Consider the following 22,938-nt stretch of genomic DNA (forward strand, 5'->3'; position numbering starts at 1 on the left):
CATTCAACGCGGGCTTTTAGTCCGCGATTAGTTACGGTACGGCGAACCTTCCTGCTGACGCGGGTCGTCCCCTTGGCGCTGCATTGCGCGCGAGGTGCCGCGCTCCTCGTTGTAGCGGGCGATGTCGGCACGAATCGAGCCGGCGCGAACCGGCGCGCTAGGCGGCGGCCGCGGCACGGTGCGCGATTCGGCGCTGACCGGGGTGATTGCGCCCGCGTACTGCATGCCGCCACGGCCATCGTTAGCATATCCAGCCGGCCCGGCAACACGATGCATGCCTGGGTTGTAACCGCCAAAGCCGTTAGCGTAGCCGCCAGCGGCGACGTTCGCGCCGCCATGCGGCAAGCGCACGCTACTGTCGGCCACGTTGTTGTGAGCCGGTCTTGCATTGGCGGCGCCATAGTAATTACCGCCGTTGCGCGCGTCGCCTCGCATTGGGTGGCCCGCATCGGCATGCGAGTAACTGCCACCACCGCCGCCGTGCGGTATGCCCGGCACTTTTGCGTAGGCGAACGAGCACAACGCAGCGATAACCGCGCCCAGCGCCCAGTGCTTCCTTCTCGACAACCCGTCCACCAAGTGACTCACATGCCCGAAGACCTGCCTGAAGTCCACCGTTCGAGCTGCGATGGGCTTGTTCTGGGACCGGCACGAGCGCTGCGTATCTGTCGCGGCGCGGGGCATCCCGATGGCCTGTGAGCAGTAATTTATGGGTGCCGGCAAAGGGTGTCGAGCCAAAAAGTGTTAGGCCTCGAGCGCTGTTGTAACACCTTGTTACTGCGACGTTTTTCCGCGACATAGCCCTTGCGCGAAAGCCTTGAAACGGCTTGGTTTACGGGCTATTCCGAGATCCGCTACACGTGTTTGCGTATGACGAATCCCGGCCGAATTTTCGCCTGATTGTCAAAACGGCAGTGGACCAAACAGATACGGTCGCCAATACTGGAACTGACCGTGAACATCGACTGAAGGCCGCCGACGCAGCGATTTGATGCACGATAGTCATTAATCGATTCTGCAAATGAATTTGCCTATTCAATCGATTTTCAACAACAATAGGCGTTTTTCATAGCCTGAGCCGGGCGTATTTGCGCGCCCGGCTTTCCGCATCACCGAATCGAGATTCCGCCATGGCTCGCCCGAAACTGCTTCCCGACAATTTCACCCTGTGCCTCGTTGGCACCGTGACCCTTGCCAGCTTCCTGCCGGTTCACGGGCAGGCCGCCGTCGGGTTCAACTGGGTGACGAACGTTGCGGTCGGCCTGCTGTTTTTCCTGCACGGCGCCAAGCTCTCACGCGAAGCGATCGTTGCGGGCGCGACGCACTGGCGCCTGCATCTGGTAGTGCTGCTCAGCACGTTCGCGCTGTTTCCGCTGCTCGGCCTCGCGCTTAAGCCGCTCCTTTCGCCACTTGTCACGCCGGCGCTCTACGCGGGGGTCCTCTTCCTCTGCACGCTGCCGTCGACGGTTCAGTCGTCGATCGCGTTCACGTCCATTGCTAAAGGCAACGTGCCGGCCGCCGTATGCAGCGCGTCGGCCTCGAGCCTGCTGGGCATCTTCATCACGCCCGCACTCGTCAGCCTCGTCGTCACCAATCAGGCTGCGAGCGGCGGCGCCTCGCCGTGGCATACGGTGGGCAATATCGTTCTGCAATTGCTGGTGCCGTTTGTGGCCGGGCAGTTGCTGCGCCCGCTGATCGGCAAGTGGATCGAGCGCAACCGCGGCGTGCTGAAATTCGTCGACCAGGGCTCGATCCTGCTGGTGGTGTACGGCGCGTTCAGCGAGGCCGTCAACGAAGGCCTGTGGCACCAGATCCCGTTGTCCGCCCTCGGCGGCCTGCTGTTGATCAGCGTTGTGCTGCTCGCACTCGCGCTGGCCGTCACGATCCTGGTCAGCAAGCGGCTCGGATTCAATCGCGCCGACCAGATCACGATCATCTTCTGCGGTTCGAAGAAAAGCCTCGCCGCCGGCGTGCCGATGGCCAAGGTGATTTTCGCCTCGCATGCGGTGGGCGCCGTGGTCTTGCCGCTGATGCTGTTCCACCAGATCCAGTTGATGGTGTGCGCCGCGCTCGCGCAGCGCTGGGGTGCTCGCGACATGAGCGGCGAAACCCGCGCTGCCTCGCGCGAGCGGCCCGCCGCCGCTGTCGCGCGCCATTGAATACGCGCGCAATGCAAACAGGACATTCATAAGCGCCCTCCCTGAGCGTCATTTGAAGAAAGCCGCCTCGTGCGGCTTTTTTGTTATTTCACGCTCAAACGCCGCCGCTGTCGCCTCAGCCGGATGGCATAGGCAAAGTCCTGGCCGTGGCAAAACTCGCCGACAGCGGACTCAAAACCGAGACGCACCACTCCGGTGCAACACATCACGAAAGATTCACTTGTTTAGCAATTTTTACTAAACAACATAAATCAGGCCTGCGCCACTGCCTACGGGTATTTCCGGGTACGGATCGCCTGTTCGCGAGGCTGTTTCAGCCACGTTTTACTATACAATCGCCGGAACCCAAACACCCTGTGGCCGCCCTTCCTGCGGCCGCTTCATTCGATGGCCACAACCATCCGCGACGTCGCCCGCGCGGCCAGCGTGTCGATCGGCACCGTCTCACGCGCATTGAAGAACCAGCCCGGCCTTTCCGAGGCCACCCGCGTACGCGTTATCGAAGCGGCGCGGCAGCTCGGCTATGACGCAGCTCAATTGCGCCCGCGCATCCGCCGCCTCACTTTCCTGTTGCACCGTCAGCACAACAACTTCGCCGTCAGCCCGTTCTTTTCGCACGTGCTGCACGGCGTGGAAGACGCGTGCCGCGAACGCGGCATCGTGCCTTCGGTACTGACCGCCGGTCCGACCGAAGACGTGATCCAGCAGATGCGCCTGCATGCGCCGGACGCCGTGGCGATCGCCGGTTTCGTCGAGCCTGAAACGCTGACCACGCTGGTGGCGATGCAACGTCCGCTCGTGCTGATCGACCTGTGGGCGCCGGGCCTGCGCTCGGTGAATCTCGACAACGCCGCGGGCGCCACGCTCGCCATGCGGCATCTGTTCGCGCAGCAGCGCAAGCGCGTCGCGTTCATCGGCGGCTCGCTCGCCCACTTCAGCATCGCCCAGCGCGCACTCGGTTACCGGCACGCGTTTTTCGAAGCGGGGTTGTTGTTCGACCCGTCGCTGGAAGTCACCATCGACGCCGGTCTCGATCCCGATAGCGGCGCCGCGCGCGCCATGCATCAGTTGCTCGACGCGCCCGGCCCGCGGCCCGACGCCGTATTTGCCTACAACGACGCCGCCGCGCTCGCCGCGCTGCGCGCGTGCCTCGCGCGCGGCATCCGCGTGCCCGAGGACATCGCGATCATCGGCTTCGACGACATTCCCGCCGCCGCTCATGCCACGCCGCCGCTGTCCACCATTTCGGTCGACAAGGAAGCGCTCGGCCGGCGCGGCGTCGGGCTGCTGCTTGAAGACACACCCGCTGAACTCGAAGTCCGCTTGCCCGTCCATCTCATTGCCCGTGCCAGTACTTTGGTAAAAACGCCATGACGCAATCCGATCCGCTTCACCCCGCCAACGGCGCCGCCGCGGCGCCACCCGTCGACAGCTTTCGCAGCCGCGACTTCCTGCTCGCTCATGTGCAGGACACGCTGCGCTTTTACGCACCGAATGTGCTCGATCCGAGCGGCGGCTTCTTCCATTTTTTCCGCGACGACGGTTCCGTCTACGACAAGACCACGCGGCATCTCGTCAGTACTTGCCGCTACATCTTCAATTACGCAATGGCGTATCGCCAGTTCGGCGACCCGCAGCATCTCGAGTACGCGCGCCACGGTTTGCGCTTCCTGCGCGAAGCGCACTGGGACGCGCAACACGAGGGCTACGACTGGGAGCTCGAATGGCGCGACGGCCGCAAACGCACGCTCGACGCAACGCGCCACTGTTACGGCCTCGCGTTCGTGCTGCTCGCGTATTCGCATGCGGCGATGGCCGGCATCGAGGAAGCGAAGCCGATGATTGGCGCGACCTTCGAGTTGATGGAACACCGCTTCTGGGACGCCGCAGCCGGCCTCTACGCTGACGAGGCGACGCCCGACTGGCGCGTCAGTTCATACCGCGGCCAGAACGCGAACATGCACACCACTGAGGCGTTGCTGACCGCGCACGAGGCGACCGGCCACCTGGTCTATCTCGATCGTGCGGAACGGGTGGCGTCGAACATCACGCTGCGTCAGGCGAAGCTTTCGCAAGGAATCGTGTGGGAGCACTTTCACGCGGACTGGTCGGTCGACTGGCATTACAACGAGGAAGACAGCTCGAACATCTTCCGTCCGTGGGGCTTCCAGCCTGGGCATCAGACCGAGTGGGCCAAGCTGCTACTGATTCTGGAACGCTATCGTCCATTGCCGTGGCTGCTACCGCGCGCCATCGAGCTATTCGATGCCGCAATGACGCATGCCTGGGACGAAGACCACGGTGGCCTCTATTACGGCTTCGGCCCGGACGGCACCGTATGCGACCACGACAAGTATTTCTGGGTTCAGGCGGAGACGCTCGCGACCGCGGCGCTGCTAGGCAAGCGCACCGGCAACGAGCGTTTCTGGGACTGGTACGACGAGATCTGGCGCTACAGCTGGGCGCATTTCGTCGATCACAAATATGGTGCGTGGTACCGCATCCTCACCTGCGACAACCGTAAGTACAGCGACGAAAAGAGTCCCGCCGGCAAGACCGACTATCACACGATGGGCGCGTGCTATGAGGTCCTGGCGCACGCACTGCCTGACGGCGCGGCCGCTGCATCCGAATCCGCGGAGTAAGCAAAATGAACAACTTGAGCGCGAACACCGAACTCCCCCTCTTCGTCTCAGCCGGCGACATCCTCACCGATCTCGTGCGGACCGGCGCCTCGCAATGGCTCTCGCGGCCTGGCGGCGCCGGCTGGAACGTTGCGCGCTGCGTGGCGCGGCTCGGTTTGCCGACAGCGTGTGCCGGCTCGCTGGGCGTCGACAACTTCTCCGACGAACTGTGGAATGCGAGCCTCGCCGCGGGGCTCGACATGCGCTTCATGCAGCGCGTGGAGCGGCCGCCTCTGCTGGCGATCGTTCATCAGACGCATCCGCCTGCGTACTTTTTCATGGGTGAGAACGGCGCCGATCTGGCGTTCGATCCGGCGCGCTTGCCGGCTGGCTGGATCGGGCAGGTGAAGTGGGCGCATTTTGGTTGCATCAGCCTGGTGCGTCAGCCGCTTGGGGCTACGCTTGCCACGTTGGCAGCCGAGTTGCGCGCGCGCGGCGTGAAGATCAGTTTCGATCCGAATTACCGGAACCTGATGGAGCATGGATACGAGCCCACCTTGCGGAAGATGGCTGCGCTGGCCGATCTGATCAAGGTGTCGGACGAGGATTTGCGCATGCTGTTCAAGACGGACGACGAGGCCGGCGCGCTTGCGCAGTTGCGGGCCATGAATCCTGCAGCCACTGTGCTGGTGACGCGCGGGCCGGAGACGTCCATGCTGATCGATGGCGCGATGGTTGTGGAGGCTCGGCCGCCTCGGGTCGAAGTTGTCGATACCGTGGGTGCTGGGGATGCTTCTATCGGCGGCCTGCTGTTCAGCTTGATGACCGCGCCGCAGCGGGCGTGGCCGGAGCACCTTGCCTTTTCTTTGGCTGCCGGCGCCGCGGCTTGCCGCCACGCTGGCGCGCATGCACCGTCTTTGGACGAGGTCGTGGCGCTGCTGTAGCTTTTTTGCCTTGTGCGGCGCGTATTGTTGTAGACATCGGTCGTAGACATCGATAGCCAACATCGGTCGTAGACATCGCGCGCGCGCAGGCAAAAGACCGAAGCTCGACCATCGTGCTAGGATGAAAAAACCCAACCCTTTGGAAGAAGGAGCGTCGCCATGGATGACATCACCTATACCAAAGGCATCTACACGGCCACCGCATCAACAAGAGAAGTAGAAAGCGACACGTGGCAGGGTGTGGTCACGCTTTCCCGCGACGAAGGCGAAGCAACCGCCGACCAGGAAACCACGGTCTATGAGGTGGAAGCCACCTCGTCCACGCCGGAGGAAGCCCTCGAGGAAGCCAAGGCCCTCGCACACCGCATCCTCGGGGAAATCGAACTCTAGGCAACCCGGCGCCGCGCCCATTGCACTGCGCCGCCTCTGAATCAACCGGTTGGAGGCGATCATGGCTGAACAGCTCTTCCTCTACGGCGTGTACTCGATTCACGTCCGCCCGCTCGAACTTAACGGCGCACGCTGGGACGCGGAATACGAAATCCGGCATCGCGAGAAAGCCGTCAAGTCGTGGACCACCGTGGGTGGTGACAACGGCTACGCGGACGAAGCCGAAGCCGTCGCCGCAGCGCATCAGCAAGGCGTCGACGACATCGAACACGGCGCCGGCATTCCGAAGCCGAGAGCCTTTCCGTAACAGCAAAACGGGCGCATCGGTCGGCGCGTTTAGCGACGTGTGTGCGCCAGTTAACGTAGTCGCAGCGTCCCGGGCACGTTCGCCTGAAGAGCACCGCAAGCGCGCGTTGGAAACGCCACGCCGAAGCCCCCCACGGGCTGCCGTAGAGACGCCACTTCCACTGCCCCTGCGGCGCGCCGAAGATCACCTTCCGTGCGCTAACCGGCGTGCTACGCTTTGCGCGTTTTCAACTCCACGGACACGCGATGGCTACTGAACCTTCAGACCGCTTTTCCAGCATCGGCGACGACGAAACGCGGGCGCAGAAACGTCGCGCCCGCGGCAGCCGGGAATTGCGCCTGGACGATCGCGTAGTCATCACCCACGGCATGCCGACGCCGCTCTGGCAGGATTTCTATCACCGTGCACTGGTCGTCCGTTGGCCGACGTTCTTTGTCTCGCTCGGGGTTTTGTTCCTGCTGCTCAACACCGTGTTTGCCGCGCTCTACATGGTCGGCCACGCACCGATCGCCAATCAGTTTCCGGCGGGCTTCGGCGGCGCGTTTTTCTTCAGCGTCGAAACGCTCGCGACGGTCGGCTATGGCGACATGCATCCGCAAACGGTCTACGCCCACTGGATCGCGACACTGGAGATCTTTGTCGGCATGTCCAGTATCGCGTTGGCGACCGGGCTGATCTTCGCGCGCTTCTCACGCCCGCACGCCAAGATCATGTTCGCCCGCTACGCGGTCGTGCGGCCGATCGACGGCCGCATGACGTTGATGGTGCGCGCCGCCAACGCACGTCAGAACGTGATCGCCGAAGCACGTGCGAAGCTGCGCATGATGCGGTTGGACACCACCGCCGAAGGTTTTACGCTGCGCAAGCTCTACGATCTCACGCTGGTGCGCGACCAGCATCCCGTGTTCAAGCTGGGCTGGGTCCTGATGCATGTCATCGACGAAAACAGCCCGCTGTTCGGCGAAACCGCCGAAACGCTCAAGGGCCGCGACGCTTCGCTGCTGCTCACGCTCGAAGGGGTCGACGAATCGACCTCGCAGACCATGCAGGCGCGCTACATGTGGGCCTGCGAGCAGATCCGCTGGCAATACCGCTTCGTCGACATCATGCGCGAGGAAGGTGGCGTGAGTCACATCGATTACTCGTATTTCAACGAGGTCGTTCCGCTCGACTCGGCGCCCGTCGCCGCGCCTATGGCAAAGGCACCGGCATCGTAAAAACAGTCGTGAAACGCACCAGGGCATACCCGAACCCGCCCGTCGCGTGGCAGATCCATCTCAAAACTTCATTAAAACGCGTGCCCCGTCGCGCTGTTTCGTCGAACGCCCGGCCAAGTAGAAAAAATTCACTCCAATCGGCGCTAAAAAATAGAGTCTCTTTCGCCGCGTCACTTTTTGTGGTCCCCACCCACGGCGCGCGGATGCAACAATGGAGACTCACCCATGACCGCTCGCCTGCCCATCGACGGCACGCCCGCTCTAGCCGATTACAAGCTGTCCGACAACCTCACCGCCACGCGCGGCCGAATCTTCCTGACCGGTACACAGGCACTGGTGCGCCTTGCGCTGATGCAGCGCGCAGTCGACCGCGCGCACGGTATGAACACGGCCGGCTTCATCAGCGGCTATCGCGGCTCGCCGCTCGGCATGGTCGACCAGCAGTTGTGGAAAGCGCAAAAACTGCTCACGGCGAGTGATATTCGCTTTTTGCCGGCGATCAACGAAGAACTGGGCGGCACAGCCGTGCTCGGTACACAACGGGTGGAATCGGACCCGGAGCGCACCGTCGAAGGCGTGTTCGCGATGTGGTACGGCAAAGGCCCGGGCGTCGACCGCGCGGGCGATGCGCTGAAACACGGCAACGCGTATGGCTCGTCGCCGCACGGTGGCGTGTTGGTGGTGGCGGGCGACGACCACGGCTGCGTGTCGTCGTCGATGCCGCATCAGAGCGACTTCGCGTTGATGTCATGGCATATGCCGGTGGTGAATCCGTCGAACATAGCCGACATGCTCGAGTTCGGCCTGTATGGCTGGGCGCTGTCGCGCTTCTCGGGTGCGTGGGTCGGCTACAAGGCGATCTCGGAAACGGTCGAATCCGGCTCGACGGTAGATCTCGATGCGCTGCAAACCGAATGGACGATTCCACAGGATTTCGAAGCCCCCACCGGCGGCCTGCATAACCGCTGGCCCGATCTGCCCAGCCTGACAATCGAATCGCGGATGCACGCGAAACTCGACGCGGTTCGTCATTTCGCGCGCACCAACAGCATCGACAAATGGATCGCGCCGAGTCCGCATGCGAACGTCGGTATCGTCACGTGCGGCAAGGCACATCTCGACTTGATGGAAACGCTGCGCCGGCTCGATCTGACAGTCGCCGATCTGGAAGCGGCCGGTGTGCGCATCTACAAGGTCGGCTTGTCGTTTCCGTTGGAGATGACACGTATCGACGCGTTCGTGTCCGGTTTGTCCGAAGTACTGGTGATCGAGGAGAAGGGCCCGGTCATCGAGCAACAGATCAAAGACTATCTGTACAACCGCACGCAAGGCACGCGGCCGATCGTGGTCGGCAAGAACGCGGAAGACGGCACACTGCTACTGTCGTCGCTGGGTGAATTGCGGCCGTCGCGCATTCTGCCGGTGTTCGCGAACTGGCTCGCCAAGCACAAGCCGGCGCTCGATCGCCGCGAGCGCGTGGTCGATCTGGTTGCGCCGCAAATTCTCTCGAATGCCGCGGATAGCGTGAAACGTACGCCGTATTTCTGCTCGGGCTGCCCGCACAACACGTCGACCAAAGTGCCTGAAGGTTCGATTGCGCATGCGGGGATCGGTTGTCACTTTATGGCGTCGTGGATGGAGCGCGACACCACCGGTTTGATTCAGATGGGCGGTGAAGGCGTCGATTGGGCCTCGCATTCGATGTTCACGAAAACGCGCCACGTATTCCAGAATCTCGGCGACGGCACCTACTTTCACTCGGGCATTCTCGCGATCCGCCAGGCAGTGGCCGCGAAAGCCACCATCACGTACAAGATTCTCTATAACGATGCCGTCGCGATGACGGGCGGCCAACCGGTCGACGGCAGCATCTCCGTGCCGCAGATCGCGCGTCAGGTGGAAGCCGAAGGCGTGTCGCGCTTCGTCGTGGTCAGCGATGAGCCGGAAAAGTACGACGGTCACCACGACCTGTTTCCGAAAGGCACGACGTTCCACCATCGCAGCGAAATGGACACCGTTCAGCGCGAACTGCGCGACACCGACGGTGTGACCGTGCTGATCTATGACCAGACCTGTGCGGCGGAAAAACGGCGTCGCAGGAAGAAAGGCGAGTTTCCCGATCCGGACAAACGTCTCTTCATCAACGAGGAAGTCTGCGAAGGATGCGGCGATTGTGGCGTGCAATCGAACTGTCTGTCGGTCGAACCGGTTGAGACTGCGTTGGGGCGTAAGCGCCGCATCGATCAATCGTCGTGCAATAAAGACTATTCCTGCGTGAACGGCTTCTGCCCCAGCTTCGTCACGGTGGAAGGCGGCAAGCTGAAGAAAGCCGCGGGCGCCGCGTTCGATCCTGCTGCGCTCGCCGCACGCGTCGAAGCGTTGCCGATCCCCGCCACGCATCTCGATGCCGCGCCGTACGACATTCTGGTGACGGGCGTTGGCGGCACGGGTGTCGTGACGGTCGGCGCGTTGATCAGCATGGCTGCGCATCTGGAAGGCAAAAGCGCGTCGGTGCTCGACTTCATGGGCTTCGCGCAAAAGGGCGGCTCGGTGCTGTCGTTCGTGCGCTTCGCCGCGCGCGACGAGTGGCTCAACCAGGTACGTATCGACACGCAACAGGCTGACGTGCTGCTCGCCTGCGACATGGTGGTGGGCGCCAGCGCCGATGCCTTGCAAACGGTGCGCCATGGCCGCACGCGCATCGTCGTGAACACGCACGCAATTCCGAACGCGACCTTCGTGCAGAACCCGGACGCGACGCTGCATGCCGATGCGTTGATCGACAAGATGCGTCACGCGGCGGGCGTTGATCGCATGTCGACGTGCGACGCCCAGGCGCTCGCCACGCGTTTTCTCGGCGATACCATCGGCGCGAACATTCTGATGCTCGGTTATGCCTGGCAACTCGGTCTCGTGCCGGTGTCGTTCGCCGCGATGATGCGCGCGATCGAATTGAACAACGTCGCGGTGCAGATGAATCAGCTGGCGTTTTCGATCGGGCGTGTTGCCGCGGAAGACCCGGCCGCGCTGGAATCGCTGTGGCAAGCACGGCATCTGGCGAAGCAGGTGGTGCGCGTCGATACGCTCGACGAACTGATCGCCCATCGCGAGGGCCGTCTCCAGATATACGGTGGCGCAAGCTACGTGAAGCGATATCGCACGCTAGTCGATGCGGCGCGTCGTGCCGAAACCGCGGTCGATGCAAAGAGCGAGCGCATCACACGTGCAGTGGCGACGACGTTCTATCGCCTGCTTGCGGTGAAGGACGAATACGAAGTCGCGCGTCTGCATACGGATGCGGCCTTCCGTGAAGCACTGGAGGCGCAATTCGAAGGTGTCGCGGGCAAGGACTTTGGCATCAAGTTCAACCTCGCGCCGCCTACGCTCACGCGCCCTCAACCGGGCGTCAATCCGACCAAGAAGACTTTCGGTCAATGGATGTGGCCGGTACTCGGCGTGATGGCGAAATTCAGCGGTCTGCGCGGCACGATGCTCGATCCGTTCGGCCGCACGCTGGAACGAAAAATGGAGCGCGAACTCGCCGACGACTACGAAACCACATTGCAACGAGCGTTCTCGAAGCTCAACGCGAACAATCTGGAAGACGTCGCGAAGCTCGCCGATCTGCATGCGCGTGTACGCGGTTATGGTCACGTGAAGCTGGCGAACCTGGCGGGCGTGAAGCGCGGCGAGCGCGATCTCGCGGCACGCTTGCAGATCGAAGCGGCGACGAGCGCGTCGGTGAAGAAGTCGTTGGAAGAGATGAAGGGCGCCGGGCAGTTGCGCGGCATCCCGGTGGTCGTCGCGAAGTAATTCTTTCGCCGGTGCGATGAAAATGCCGCTTTCGAGGGTCAACTCGAAGCGGCATTTTTTTGCCTGATGGATTTGTTACGCGTTGCGTCCAGTAGCGTTGATTTTCTGCTGGATCGTTTTGCTACGCGCTGCGTCAAATAGCGCTGATGATCTTCCTGACGAGTCAGCTACGCTTTGCATCCAGTAGCGCTCTCACCTGCGCGACTTTCGCCGCATCGATGGGCGCGAGCCCGCTGCCGCCAACACGTACGCCCGAACCGAAGTGAACTGCCTGAACGTGCGTCGCACTCACAAAGCCGGCCACTGCATCAATCGTCAAACCCGCGCCCGCCAGTACCGTGCAATGTGAGCCGGACGCTTGCCGTACCAGGTCACGCATGATCGACTCCGCCTGCAGTACCGACGGTTTGCCGCCAGAGGTCAGGACATTCGTCACGGCGTCGAAACCAAGCAGCACGTCGAGCGCTTTTTGCAGATCACGCGTTTCGTCGAACGCACGGTGGAATGTGATGGCCAGACCATCAGCTGCATCGATTGCGCGCGCCAGGCCTTCGCGATCGATCTCACCGTCTGCTGTCAGCATGCCGATCACCACGCCGTTCGCGCCAGTCGCTTTGAGTGCACGCACGTCGCGCAGCATCACGGCGTAGTCGTCGGCGTCGTACACGAACGAGCGGCTATGCGGCCGCACGATCACGTTGACCGGAGCGCCGGCCGCCGGAGCGACGGTTGCCGCGTTGGCCGCAGGGATAGCCGCCGCGGCAACCACCGCCTCGATCAACCCAAGGCTCGGCGTCAAACCGCCCTCGCCCATCGCGGTGACGAGTTCAAGGCGGTTCGCACCCGCCTGCACGGCAAGCCGGGCGTCGGCAACGGTCGTGGCGATGACTTCGAGTAGGACTGACATAAGCGCGGCTGTGTGTCGTCAAAAAGCGACATGATCTCAGAACCGCTGCTCGGCCTCTCGATCTGGATCACAAAACCGCTGCTCACCCTCCAGATCGAACCATCGGAACCGCTATTCCTCGACCCAATCGATATCGCCGCACAGCACGCACGTCTGCTCGCCGACGCGCGTCGCCATCGAGAGCGTCACGCACGGCAACGCCTCGTTGATCGACAGATACGGACGCGTCACATGCACGCGTTCCGGCGCGTTGATCGCCGCACGGAAATACGGACGACGCAGCCAGTTCGCCCCTTGCGCATCGGCAAGCGGCAAAAAGCGCGTTTCATGCGCCGCGCGATCGGCGCGCAACACGACGTTGCGGCCCGCCTGCTTGCCCTTCGCGTCGAGCAGGAAGCAGCGCGCGGCATGGTCCAGTGCGAGGAAATTCCAGCACACTTCCTCGAGCGGTTCACCGGCCGCGAGCCGTTCCGCGGCGCGCTCGAACGCCCGCAGGTACGGTATAAGACGGCTCGCATTACGGCGCTCGCGCGCTTCGGCCTGATCGCGATAGCGATCGGTGACTTCGCTAATGCAAGTCGTGGCGTGCCCCGCATCGGCCGCGCCAGGATTCGGCCGGCCGAAGAAAAAGCCCTGCACGAAGTCCGCGTCGCAGGCGAGCGCCATCTGCGCTTCATGCTCCGTTTCAACGCCTTCAATGAGTACGAGCTTGCCCGCTTCGTGCAGCAATGCCACCAGCCCCGGCAGAATCGTCGCCATATCCGCACGATGCGCGGCGTGCGACAGCATGATGCGGTCGAGCTTGACGATATCGGGATTCAATTGCCAGATCCGTTCGACATTCGAGTGGCCCGCACCGAAGTCGTCGAGTGCGATCAGGAAGCCGCGCTCACGGAACTGGCGCACCGCGTCGGCGAGACGTTCGAGATCTTCCGCGCGTTGTTCAAGCACCTCGAGCACAATCCGGCGCGGCGACAGATCGAGGCGCCGGAGGTTGGCCAGCAAGGCGGCGGCGAGATACGGATCGGTGAGCGCGCCGGGATGGACGTTCAGGAACAGCCATTCGCGCTCAGCGCCAAGCACCTTGAAGTTCTCCAGATGCAGCGTCTGGGCGAGCCGGTCGACTTGCAGCACGTCGCCCACACGCGCCGCCTCGCCGAAGACGTCGAGCGGCGACACGGGGCGGTCGAGCGCGTCGTGCGCGCGCAGCAGCCCCTCGTAGCCGACCGCCCGCATATGCGACAGGCTGAAAATCGGTTGAAACACGCTGGTCAACGTCAGCTCGCCATGCTGCGCCGAAAAACGTTCGAGCCCCGACGTCACCTCGACATCGAAGCCATGCGGCGCGCTGGCCGTCCTTTCCTGTTGCGCAATCGTCATGCAATCCTCTCACGCGAGAGCCGGGCCGGTCCGAACGCGGAAGCGAACAACCTCGGCACCGTTTCTCAAAATGTGCGTCATCGATATTCCTTAAGCAAGCTCCATGCGCACGCTGGCGCACATTCGAATGACATTTGCATGTCCGGCTGCACCGGCGAAAGGGACAATGCGCCGCCCACGGGCGTGGAGCGCACCGTTAAGGTGCATCGCGGTGCCGGGACGTTTGCCGGACGTTTGCCGGACGCTTACCGAGACGTTTGCCGGAACGCTTACCGAGACGCTTACCGAGACGTTTGCCGGAACGCTTGCAGGGACGTTCGCCGGGATGTTTTCCGGGACGCTTACCGGGACGCTTGCCTGGCCGTTTGCCGGCCGCTCGCGGGAGCCTTGCCGGGTTAGCGATGGCGCGCTGCGTCGTCGGGCTAAACTTCGGCCTTGCGCCTCACGCACCCCTCGTGGCCGATATGCGGCGACGTTCCGCAGAGCAAGCACCGCTATATCTCCAGAAATAGACCGATGGATATTGTCTTTACAGTACTGATTCTTTTGCTCGCCGTCGCCGCTTCCGGCGTCGTGACCCGGATGCTGCCGATTGCCTTGCCGCTGCCGCTCGTCCAGATCGCGATCGGCGCATTGCTCGCATGGCCCAGGCTCGGGCTGCATGTCACCTTCGATCCAGAAATTTTCATGATGCTGTTCATTCCGCCGCTGCTGTTCGCGGACGGATGGCGCATTCCCAAGCGCGAGTTGTTCATGGCGCGACGCTCCGTCCTGATGCTCGCGCTCGGCCTGGTTTTCATGACGGTGCTGGCGGTTGGCTACTTCGTGCATGCGCTAGTGCCGTCGATCTCGCTGCCGGTCGCATTCGCGCTGGCCGCGGTGCTGTCGCCGACCGATGCGGTGGCACTCTCCGGCATCGCCGGCAAGGGCAAGATCCCTGGGCGGCTAATGCATATCCTTGAAGGCGAGGCATTGATGAACGACGCGTCGGGCCTAGTCGCGTTGAAGTTCGCGATTGCCGCGGCGCTCACGGGTGTGTTTTCGCTGCGCGATGCGTCGATCAGCTTCGTGATCATCGCGGCGGGCGGTCTCGCGACGGGCGCGGCGGTGAGCTGGGTGTTCAGCTTTGTGTCGGCGCGCTTTCTGAGTCTTAACGAAGAAGGCGATCCGGCGCCCGGTGTGGTGATGACGCTGCTGATTCCGTTCGCCGCTTATCTGATCGCCGAACGCTTCGAGTTGTCGGGCATTCTGGCCGCGGTCTCGGCCGGCATGATGATGAACTACGCGAGCATTGCGAACGCCGGGCCGGTGTCATCGCGAGTGCGCGCGAACAGCACGTGGACGATGATCGAGTTCGTCTTCAACGGCATGGTGTTCATTCTGTTGGGGCTGCAATTTCCGCACATTCTGGGCCGTGCGCTGCTCGATGCGCACGAGACCAGCAACGCACAGGTGTGGCTGCTGATCGGCTACATCGCCGCGGTGGCGGCGGCACTCTATGCGATGCGCTTCGTCTGGGTCTGGCTGCTGCGCTGGTTCGCGAGCCGTGGCGCGGCGAAGCATGGTCTGGTGAATGCGGTGCCGGGCTTACGCACGGTGACGGTCACGACGGTGGCCGGCGTGCGCGGCGCGGTGACGCTGGCGGGTGTGCTGTCGTTGCCGGAAGTCTTGCCGGGAGGCGCGCCGCTGCCGGGGCGGGACCTCGCGATTTTCATTGCGTCGGGGGTGATTCTTTTGTCACTGCTGGTCGCAGTCGTGGCGTTGCCGCTGTTGTTGCGAGGTTGGCGGCGGGGCAAGGATCCGCATGCCGCAGAGGAGGCGATGGCGCGCACGGTGGCGGCGCAAGCCGCGATTCGCGCGGTTGACGAGGTGCACGATACCGAGTGCGGGGATCTGGATGAGTCGGCGTCCGCGTATGCGGCGGATGTCACTGCGAGGGTGATGGATCTGTATCGTCGCAGGCTTGCCACGCTCGACGAAGAACAGGAGCCGCGGGAGCTGGCGCGCCGTGCCGACGCGCTGGAGTTCCGCATGAAGTTAGCGGCGATGAGAGCTGAGCGGAAGGCGCTGCTTGCGCTGCGCAATAGCCAGGAAATCAACGATGAGACCTTGAACAAGCTCATGCGCGAGGTGGATTTGTCGGAGACAGCGCTGACTGTTCGGAAGCGATAGGGGTTGCCGTCACGACGCGGCGACGACCTTTTCTGAGTCGCATGATCGCAAGAGAAAAGGCCAACGCCGCAGGCAAATCAGGCCACCGGCCCCTGCGCCGGCTTCCTTCTCAGGAGAGCGTAAAGAATGATCGCGCCGAAGGTAGCCGTACCGATCCCGCCAAGCCCGAATCCACCGAGCTTCAACGAGAAATCCCCAGCGCCCAGCACAAGGGTAACCGCCGCAACGATCAGATTCCGGTTGTCCGAGAAATCGACTTTATTCACGACCCAGATGCGCGCGCCAGTCACGGCAATCAAGCCGAACACGACGATCGACACGCCACCGAGCACCGGCCCCGGGATGGTCTGAATCACGGCGCCGAACTTCGGCGAAAAGCCCAAAACCAGCGCAATCACGGCTGCAATCACAAACACCAGCGTCGAATAAATCTTGGTCACGGCCATCACGCCGATGTTCTCGGCATAGGTCGTCACCCCGGTGCCGCCAGCGAAACCGGACACGATGGTGGCGAGTCCATCGCCGAGAAATGCGCGGCCGACATAACGGTCGAGGTTCTGACCGGTCATCGCGCTCACGGCCTTGATGTGCCCAAGATTCTCAGCAACAAGAATCACTGCAATCGGTGCGAGCAAGGTCATCGCCTGCACGCTGAAAACCGGCGCGGTGAAGTGCGGCATACCGAACCACGCCGCGTTCGCCACAATCGCAAAGTCGATCGGCTTACCCATGCCGAGACCATTCGTTACGATCGCGTAAATCACGTACGCCATCAGCAAACCAACCAGAATCAGCAAACGCTGCAGCATGCCGCGCGCAAACACCGCGACCGCGCCGACGCACAGCACTGTCACCAGCGCCATCCACGAGTCGAAGTTGCTGCCGCTTACGCCGTGCACCGCGATCGGCGCAAGATTCAGCCCGATCACGCAGACGATCGCCCCAGTCACGACCGGCGGCATCAACGTTTCAATCCATTTAGTGCCGACCGCCGACACGATCAGGCCAATGATCGCGTACACCACCCCGCACGCGATGATCCCGCCCAACGCCACCGGAATGTTCATGTTCGGACCGTGGCCGCCGTATCCCGTCACCGCAATCACCAGACCGATGAACGCGAAGCTCGAGCCGAGATAGCTGGGTACGCGCCCACCCACCAGCACGAAGAACAACAGCGTGCCGATCCCCGACATGAAGATGCACAGGTTCGGATCGAAGCCCATCAGCAACGGCGCAAGCACGGTCGAACCGAACATCGCGACGACGTGCTGAACGCCCATCGCAAACATCTGCGGCCACGCAAGCCGTTCTTCGGTTCCGACAATGCGGCCTTCGGCGGCGTGCGGCTGGGCGCGCCAGCGTGGGAAGTAGGAATCGGCCATGGCGGGGGTTCTCCTCTGTCGGCGTTATGGTGAACGGCGCCGGAACTTGCGCCGTCTGCGAATTACGCGCGAGTGTACGGAGAGCCACCAGGCCTGGCAAGGGCGGCGAATAGCGCGGCTGAAACCGCGCAAAGCCGCTACAGACGCAGTGCCCTCGAATATCACGGAGGTAATCAGGCACCGCCCTGATCTATCAACGACGCAAGCAGCCATGCCCCCGATGTTCACCGGTGCGGGCAGCACGCCCCTGATCCGTCACGGGCGCAAGCAATCACGCCTTAACGACGACTCTGCGCGATCAGCCACGCTCCTCACCACCAGCCACTCAATCAGCTGTGCCGCGCGTCCAGCGAGAACACCGTGACCGCCGCTTGCAATTGCCTCGCCTGGTCCGCCATCGACGCCGCCGCGGCCGCCGCCTGCTCGACCAGCGCCGCGTTCTGCTGGGTCACGTCGTCCATCTGCGCGACGGCGCGGTTCACTTCCTCGATGCCGGTGCTCTGCTCCTGCGACGCCGACGAAATCTCGCCCATGATGTCGGTCACGCGTTTCACCGCATGCGTAACTTCCGCCATCGTCTGACCGGCCCGCTCGGCCAGTTCAGCGCCGCTGCCCACGCGCGCCGTCGAGCTCTCGATCAGCTCCTTGATCTCCTTGGCCGACACCGCGCTGCGCTGGGCCAGTGAACGCACTTCCCCCGCAACCACCGCAAAGCCGCGACCCTGTTCACCGGCGCGCGCCGCTTCCACCGCTGCGTTCAGCGCGAGAATGTTGGTCTGGAACGCGATCCCTTCGATCACCGCGATGATGTCGGTCATGCGCTTCGAACCCGCTGCCAGTTCGCGCATCGTTTCGACCACGTCGCCGACGAGGTGGCTGCCGCGCGCCGCCACCTCCGACGCCCCATGCGCGACGCCGCCCGCCTGCTGGGCGTTCTCGGCATTCATCTTCACCGTCGAGGTCAATTCCTGCATGCTCGACGCGGTTTCCTGCAACGCGGCCGCCTGTTCTTCGGTGCGTTGCGACAGATCGGTGTTGCCCTGCGCAATCTCGCCCGAGGCCATCAGGATCGATTCGCTCGACTCGCTGATACCCGAGACAATGCCGGCCAGCCGCTCACGCATGTTGCGCAGCGCGAACAGCATGCTGTCGGTATCGCCCGCACGGGTGTCGACGCGCACGCTCAGGTCGCCATCGGCGATGCGGTTGGCGATGTGCATCGCGTAATCCGGTTCGCCGCCGAGCTGACGCGCGAGGCGTCGCGCAATCACCGTCGCGAGCAAGGTGCCCGCCGCGATCGCGCCCAACACCAACGCGAGCATCACGATGCGCATGTGCTGATAGTCGGCACTCGCCTCCTGCTGGGCGTCGTTGGCTTGCTGACGGCGATAGTCGATCAGCGCGGTGATGCGATCGCGCAGCGCCTCGCTCGCCGCAATCGCGCGGCGCACGAGTTCGTTGTTGTCGACGCCGGCCGGAATCGGTTCGAGACCGATCTGCTGATGCACGATGCCCTCCCACACGGCCGACTTGCGCAGCACTTCGTCGAACATCTCCTGACCCTTGCTGGTCGCGATGGTCGCGCGATACTGGTCGTAGCCGCCGTGCATCTCCTTGAGCGATGCGACGATGCTGTCCTTCAACTTTTGACGGCCGGCGTCGTCGGCTGCGTAGCCGAGATTCGCGGCGGCAAGATCGGAATCGATCTTGTGACGGTTCGCCTCTTCCATCCAGTAGAGGCCGTTCATGTGCTGGTCGCTGATGATGTCGGTAATGTCATGCATCGACGACAACGTCTTCAGCGCAGTCCCGCCGATCACGACGCAGAACCCGATTACAACGGCAAACGCCAACAGCAGCTTCCTGAATACGGTCATGCGGTCGAACCACTTCATCTCACCATCCTTCATAAGTCCTGAGGGGACGCTCGCGCCGCCGCGCCATGGCGAAATATTTCGCCATTTTTCGGATACGTGGCGACGCTCCCACCTCTTTTACGGCGGGCGTAACAGAGACTTGATGCAATAAATGGCGGGCATAACCGGGACAGGATGATGTAAGGAATGCCTGGCGAATGCCTGGCACACGGGGCCGGATCGCTACGTCAACGTGCTTTGCGCGTCGACGCGGCGATTGGGATTTGTCTGATATATGGGGATGAGCCGAGCTTTTAGAATTTGTTTGTTGCGTTCACCCCCATGAGCGCACGCGATGTTGTTGTAACTCTCCGACTTTCCGCTCACGCTCCCCGGCGTGAGCGGTTTTTTTTCGTCCATACGCTTCGTTGGCCGCGCACGTGTCAGTGCGCGTTCTAATTTACGGATACCTGACGAAAGCATCTTCGGCAAGCCGGAGCGTGTGATGGCGCACGTCCTCTGGCCATGCCGCGACGATGTCTTCAAAGCGCCCCCGATCGTCGGCATAGAGTGCGCGCGTTGCATCCTCATAATCAGGCAGATTGCCGGCGAGCGCGGTCATGAAGCGATACACCGCTTCTTGCGCTGCACGTTTGCGGTCCTTGTCCTCGCCCGCAAGCCGCGCTGCTTCGACCAGTTTGCGTAGCGCAACCGAGGCGCCACCCGATTGCCCGTTGAGCCAATCCCAATGACGCGGCAGCAACGTGACCTCTCTCGCCACCACGCCGAGCTTGGGCCGGCCGCGCCCGCGCGGGGTATCGTCTTCCCCGGCGTCAGCGGTTGGTGCGGGTGGCTCGCCAGGCGCCTGGCTTGCCAGCCGCGCGAGAATCTCTTCAGGCGTGCCGCGCAAATCAAACTCGACCGGGCGACTCGTGATGTTGTCGAAAATCAGCACGGGCGCCTGTTCGCCGCGCGCCAGCACCTCTCGGACAGCGAGCGCCACCTCGGACAAGGGGCCCGAGGCGATGCGGCGATGCCCCTCGAAGGCGGTGCAGGTAGCAGGATAGGGGGTCATGACAAACTCCAGAAAGATGAATTTGTCGAATTATACCCGGGTATAAATTAAAGGCGACATATTACCCGGGTTAAATTACCCAGCGCAGCGCGCGCGATACGTCCTGCGCCAATCCGCGCCAGCCTCTGCTTGAACTTGACGCGATTCGCGGACGGGCATATCGGGTAAATGGTGCCGCCTCATTGCGCCGGCGACACTACATCGCTGCGCCGATCCGCCCGCGCCGCGACCGGATAACACAGGACGCGGTTGCGGCCGGCGTCCTTGGCCTCGTAGAGCGCCTCGTCCGCGGCGTTGACGAGTGCGCGGCTCGTCGCGAATATCTGACTCCTGGTGCACGCTATGCCGATGCTGACGGTCAGCACATGGTGCGAGCTCGCGACATGGCGAAGCTCGAGCGCCTGAACCGCGGCGCGAATTTTCTCGGCGATACACGCCGCCCCGGCTTCGTCGGTATCCGGCAGCAGCACGGCGAATTCTTCGCCGCCGTAGCGCGCCGCGGTATCGCCCGGGCGCCGCACGCTCTGCCCGATGCAGCGGCCCACGGCAATGAGCGCGTCGTCGCCGGCCGAATGGCCGTATAGGTCGTTGAAGCCCTTGAACGTGTCGACGTCGATTAGCAGCATCGACAACGGCCAGCCGTTGCGTTGCGCGCGGCGCCACTCCTCCTCCGCGTGTTCCTCGAAAGTGCGGCGATTGTTCAGGCCGGTCAGCCCGTCGGTGCTCGCCAGCACGCGCAACTCTTCTTCGGCCGCGCGGCGCTGCCGCAGTTGCTGCGAGAACAGGATGGCGAGCGCGATGATCGCCACGTCGAGCGCCGCGATCAGCGAGCCGATGATCCACGCGCGATGCCGCCACTCCACATAGATATCGTGCGTAGAGAGCGCAACGTCGAGAATCAGCGGATACATATCGATATGGCGGAACGCGTACCAGCGCTCGACACCATCGATCGCCGCCGTGCCGAAGAAGTCCCCGCTCGGCTGCTGGAGGAAGCGTGAATAGTTCGAGGTGCCCACCAGACTCCGACCGATGATTTTTGGATCGTATGGGCGCCGCATCAGCATCGTGCCGTCACTCAGCATCAACGCCATCGAACCACCCGCGCCGAGATTCATGCCGGCGAAAAGACGCCTGAAGTAAGTCAGGCGCATCGTGCCGACCACCACGCCGCCGAAGCTGCCGTCCGGCCTTGAGACGCGGCGGCTCAACGCAATGCTCACGTCCTTGCCGGTCACCTTGGGCATGAACGGATGGCTGACATACAGGCCGACATTGGGAGAATCGCGCTGAACCTGGAAGTAGTCGCGCTCGGCGAGATTGATTCGGCGCGCCGGCGTGGCTTGCGAATCGAAGATGACGTTGCCGGCTGGGTCGAGTACGAAAATCGAACCCATGTCTTTTGCGCTGGCGGAGCCGTCGAACAGCACCATCTGGCGGATCGCCGGCGGCAATTCCAGCACGCCGGGTTGTTTCAGGCCGTCGATAACGGCCCGCAGTGACAGATCGTAGATCTCGAGATTGCGCGAAACGTCGCGTTCGACAAGCAGCGAGACGTTGAAGACCGAATCCTGGGCGCGCCGCAGCGCGTCATCGCGCATCTGCGCCAATACCCACACCGCAATCGCAAGAATCGCGCTGGCCAGCACGATACTGATGGCAATCACGATGTTCGGTCGGCGCGTCACCATGAGCTTTTCATTCGAGCATGCGCTGACCTACGCGCGTGAGGAAGTTGGCGCGTCCGGAGGGCGCGTCCCGCGAAACAGTAGCCTACCAGAGGCTGAGGCACGTCAAACGGGGGAAAAGACAGGTTTTTGGCGGGTTGGGCGAAATTTTGTGACGATGGCGTGCCTCAAGCCGCTGGCGTTAGGGCGATGCCGGCGTCCTGTCCGCGAAACAGCACGGACGTCAGATTTTGCAACCGCGTTTGCGCCCACACGCACTTTCGCCCGGCAAACAGCGGAGCGGCACGCGGACGTCACGTCGACCCGGGCGCTCAGCCGGCGTGCAGATCAAGCGCAGGCTGGGATGCGGCGCGGCTGAGCGCACGGATATCGGCGACCTCGAGCACTGCTTTGGCAGCGCCGTGGCGCGCGACCTCCAGCATCGCCTGACCAATGTCTTCGGTGCTCAGAATGTGGTTGGGGAAAAGCGCGCGCAGCATCGGCAGCAGAGACTTGGCCGCTGTGTAGAACAACCGGTACGAGCGGGTCTTCGAACGAGCGCCGTTCAGCGGCTCGATCACACCGGGACGAAACAGGTAGACCGCCTTGAACGGCAGTCGCAACAGCGCGTTCTCGGTCTTGCCCTTGACCCGCGCCCACATGCTGCGGCCGCGTTCGGTGCTGTCGGTACCCGCGCCGGACACGTAGACGAAGGTCATCTGCGGATTGAGACGGGCGAGCGTCTGTGCAGCGGCCAGCGTCAGGTCATAAGTGAGGCGCGCATAGTCGGCCTCTTGCATGCCCGCGGACGACACACCCAAACAGAAAAAGCACGCATCGAAACCCTTGAGCGACTCTTCCACCGCCCGGTAGTCCATCAGGTCCGATTGAATCAGCTCGACGAGGCGCGGATCGAGCTGACCGGCGCGGGTACGGCCAACCGTCTGAACCACCTCGACGTCGGGCGCGCGCAGGCATTCGCGCAATACGCCCTGCCCGACCATGCCGGTCGCGCCAAATATCAGAACCTTCATGATGCGTG

General features: G+C 62.9%; 17 protein-coding genes. 9 read left to right on the top strand and 8 right to left on the bottom strand.

Translation table 11 applies throughout. The features are described 5' to 3' along the window. Positions 1–27: 27 nt before the first annotated feature. A complete protein-coding gene (locus HHL24_RS34075; protein ID WP_329606783.1) occupies positions 28–588 on the bottom strand; it encodes a hypothetical protein in 561 nt (186 codons plus the stop codon). A gap of 542 nt (positions 589–1,130) precedes the next feature. Here HHL24_RS34075 and HHL24_RS34080 point away from each other — a divergent pair. The 8 genes from HHL24_RS34080 (at position 1,131) to HHL24_RS34115 (ending at position 11,454) form a co-directional block, all read left to right on the top strand. Continuing rightward, the gene (locus HHL24_RS34080; protein WP_169489690.1) at positions 1,131–2,159 is read left to right on the top strand and encodes a bile acid:sodium symporter family protein; all 1,029 of its coding nucleotides are present in this window, start codon (positions 1,131–1,133) and stop codon (positions 2,157–2,159) included. A 387-nt stretch (positions 2,160–2,546) separates the two neighbouring features. After that, positions 2,547–3,533 (top strand): LacI family DNA-binding transcriptional regulator, encoded by a 987-nt coding sequence (locus HHL24_RS34085; RefSeq protein ID WP_169489691.1) that lies wholly within the window; start codon positions 2,547–2,549, stop codon positions 3,531–3,533. Continuing rightward, positions 3,530–4,804, top strand: coding sequence for an AGE family epimerase/isomerase (locus HHL24_RS34090; protein ID WP_169489692.1), 1,275 nt, complete (start codon positions 3,530–3,532; stop codon positions 4,802–4,804). The genes HHL24_RS34085 and HHL24_RS34090 overlap by 4 nt, the downstream gene beginning before the upstream one ends. A 5-nt stretch (positions 4,805–4,809) precedes the next feature. Continuing rightward, positions 4,810–5,727 (top strand): carbohydrate kinase family protein, encoded by a 918-nt coding sequence (locus tag HHL24_RS34095; protein WP_169489693.1) that lies wholly within the window; start codon positions 4,810–4,812, stop codon positions 5,725–5,727. A 159-nt stretch (positions 5,728–5,886) separates the two neighbouring features. After that, on the top strand, positions 5,887–6,117 hold the full coding sequence (locus HHL24_RS34100) for a hypothetical protein (RefSeq protein ID WP_169489694.1): 231 nt from the start codon (positions 5,887–5,889) through the stop codon (positions 6,115–6,117). A 61-nt stretch (positions 6,118–6,178) separates the two neighbouring features. Next, a complete protein-coding gene (locus HHL24_RS34105; protein ID WP_169489695.1) occupies positions 6,179–6,424 on the top strand; it encodes a hypothetical protein in 246 nt (81 codons plus the stop codon). A gap of 245 nt (positions 6,425–6,669) precedes the next feature. Beyond that, entirely contained in the window at positions 6,670–7,641 is a 972-nt protein-coding gene (locus HHL24_RS34110) for an ion channel (RefSeq protein ID WP_169489696.1), read from the top strand. A gap of 225 nt (positions 7,642–7,866) precedes the next feature. Next, the gene (locus tag HHL24_RS34115; RefSeq protein WP_169489697.1) at positions 7,867–11,454 is read left to right on the top strand and encodes an indolepyruvate ferredoxin oxidoreductase family protein; all 3,588 of its coding nucleotides are present in this window, start codon (positions 7,867–7,869) and stop codon (positions 11,452–11,454) included. 163 nt (positions 11,455–11,617) lie between these two features. Here HHL24_RS34115 and HHL24_RS34120 read toward each other — a convergent pair whose 3' ends face one another. Both HHL24_RS34120 and HHL24_RS34125 read right to left on the bottom strand, forming a co-directional pair. Then, entirely contained in the window at positions 11,618–12,361 is a 744-nt protein-coding gene (locus HHL24_RS34120; RefSeq protein ID WP_169489698.1) for a copper homeostasis protein CutC, read from the bottom strand. A gap of 111 nt (positions 12,362–12,472) precedes the next feature. Continuing rightward, complete coding sequence (locus HHL24_RS34125; protein WP_169489699.1) at positions 12,473–13,741, bottom strand: sensor domain-containing phosphodiesterase; 1,269 nt, start codon at positions 13,739–13,741, stop codon at positions 12,473–12,475. A 516-nt stretch (positions 13,742–14,257) separates the two neighbouring features. On the opposite strand from HHL24_RS34125, the gene HHL24_RS34130 reads away from it, so the two are divergent. Next, positions 14,258–15,913 carry a Na+/H+ antiporter gene (locus HHL24_RS34130; protein ID WP_169489700.1) on the top strand — a complete coding sequence of 552 codons (1,656 nt, stop codon included), beginning with the start codon at positions 14,258–14,260 and terminating at the stop codon, positions 15,911–15,913. A gap of 77 nt (positions 15,914–15,990) precedes the next feature. Here the strand turns inward: HHL24_RS34130 and HHL24_RS34135 are convergent, their stop codons facing one another. The 5 genes from HHL24_RS34135 to HHL24_RS34155 all read right to left on the bottom strand — a co-directional run bounded on the left by HHL24_RS34135 (position 15,991) and on the right by HHL24_RS34155 (position 22,930). Then, complete coding sequence (locus tag HHL24_RS34135) at positions 15,991–17,298, bottom strand: solute carrier family 23 protein (protein WP_169489701.1); 1,308 nt, start codon at positions 17,296–17,298, stop codon at positions 15,991–15,993. Positions 17,299–17,627: 329 nt separating this feature from the next. Beyond that, positions 17,628–19,193: a methyl-accepting chemotaxis protein gene (locus tag HHL24_RS34140; RefSeq protein WP_169489702.1), complete on the bottom strand. Its 1,566-nt coding sequence runs from the start codon at positions 19,191–19,193 to the stop codon at positions 17,628–17,630. A 421-nt stretch (positions 19,194–19,614) separates the two neighbouring features. Next, positions 19,615–20,229, bottom strand: a complete 615-nt coding sequence (locus tag HHL24_RS34145) for a DUF2239 family protein (RefSeq protein WP_169489703.1) — start codon at positions 20,227–20,229, stop codon at positions 19,615–19,617. 179 nt (positions 20,230–20,408) lie between these two features. Continuing rightward, positions 20,409–21,920: a sensor domain-containing diguanylate cyclase gene (locus HHL24_RS34150; RefSeq protein WP_169489704.1), complete on the bottom strand. Its 1,512-nt coding sequence runs from the start codon at positions 21,918–21,920 to the stop codon at positions 20,409–20,411. 308 nt (positions 21,921–22,228) lie between these two features. Beyond that, the gene (locus HHL24_RS34155) at positions 22,229–22,930 is read right to left on the bottom strand and encodes an NAD(P)H-binding protein (protein WP_169489705.1); all 702 of its coding nucleotides are present in this window, start codon (positions 22,928–22,930) and stop codon (positions 22,229–22,231) included. Between the last annotated feature and the right edge of the window lie 8 nt (positions 22,931–22,938).

It is taken from the genome of Paraburkholderia polaris, from assembly GCF_012927345.1.
GTDB classification, from domain to species: Bacteria; Pseudomonadota; Gammaproteobacteria; order Burkholderiales; family Burkholderiaceae; genus Paraburkholderia; species Paraburkholderia polaris.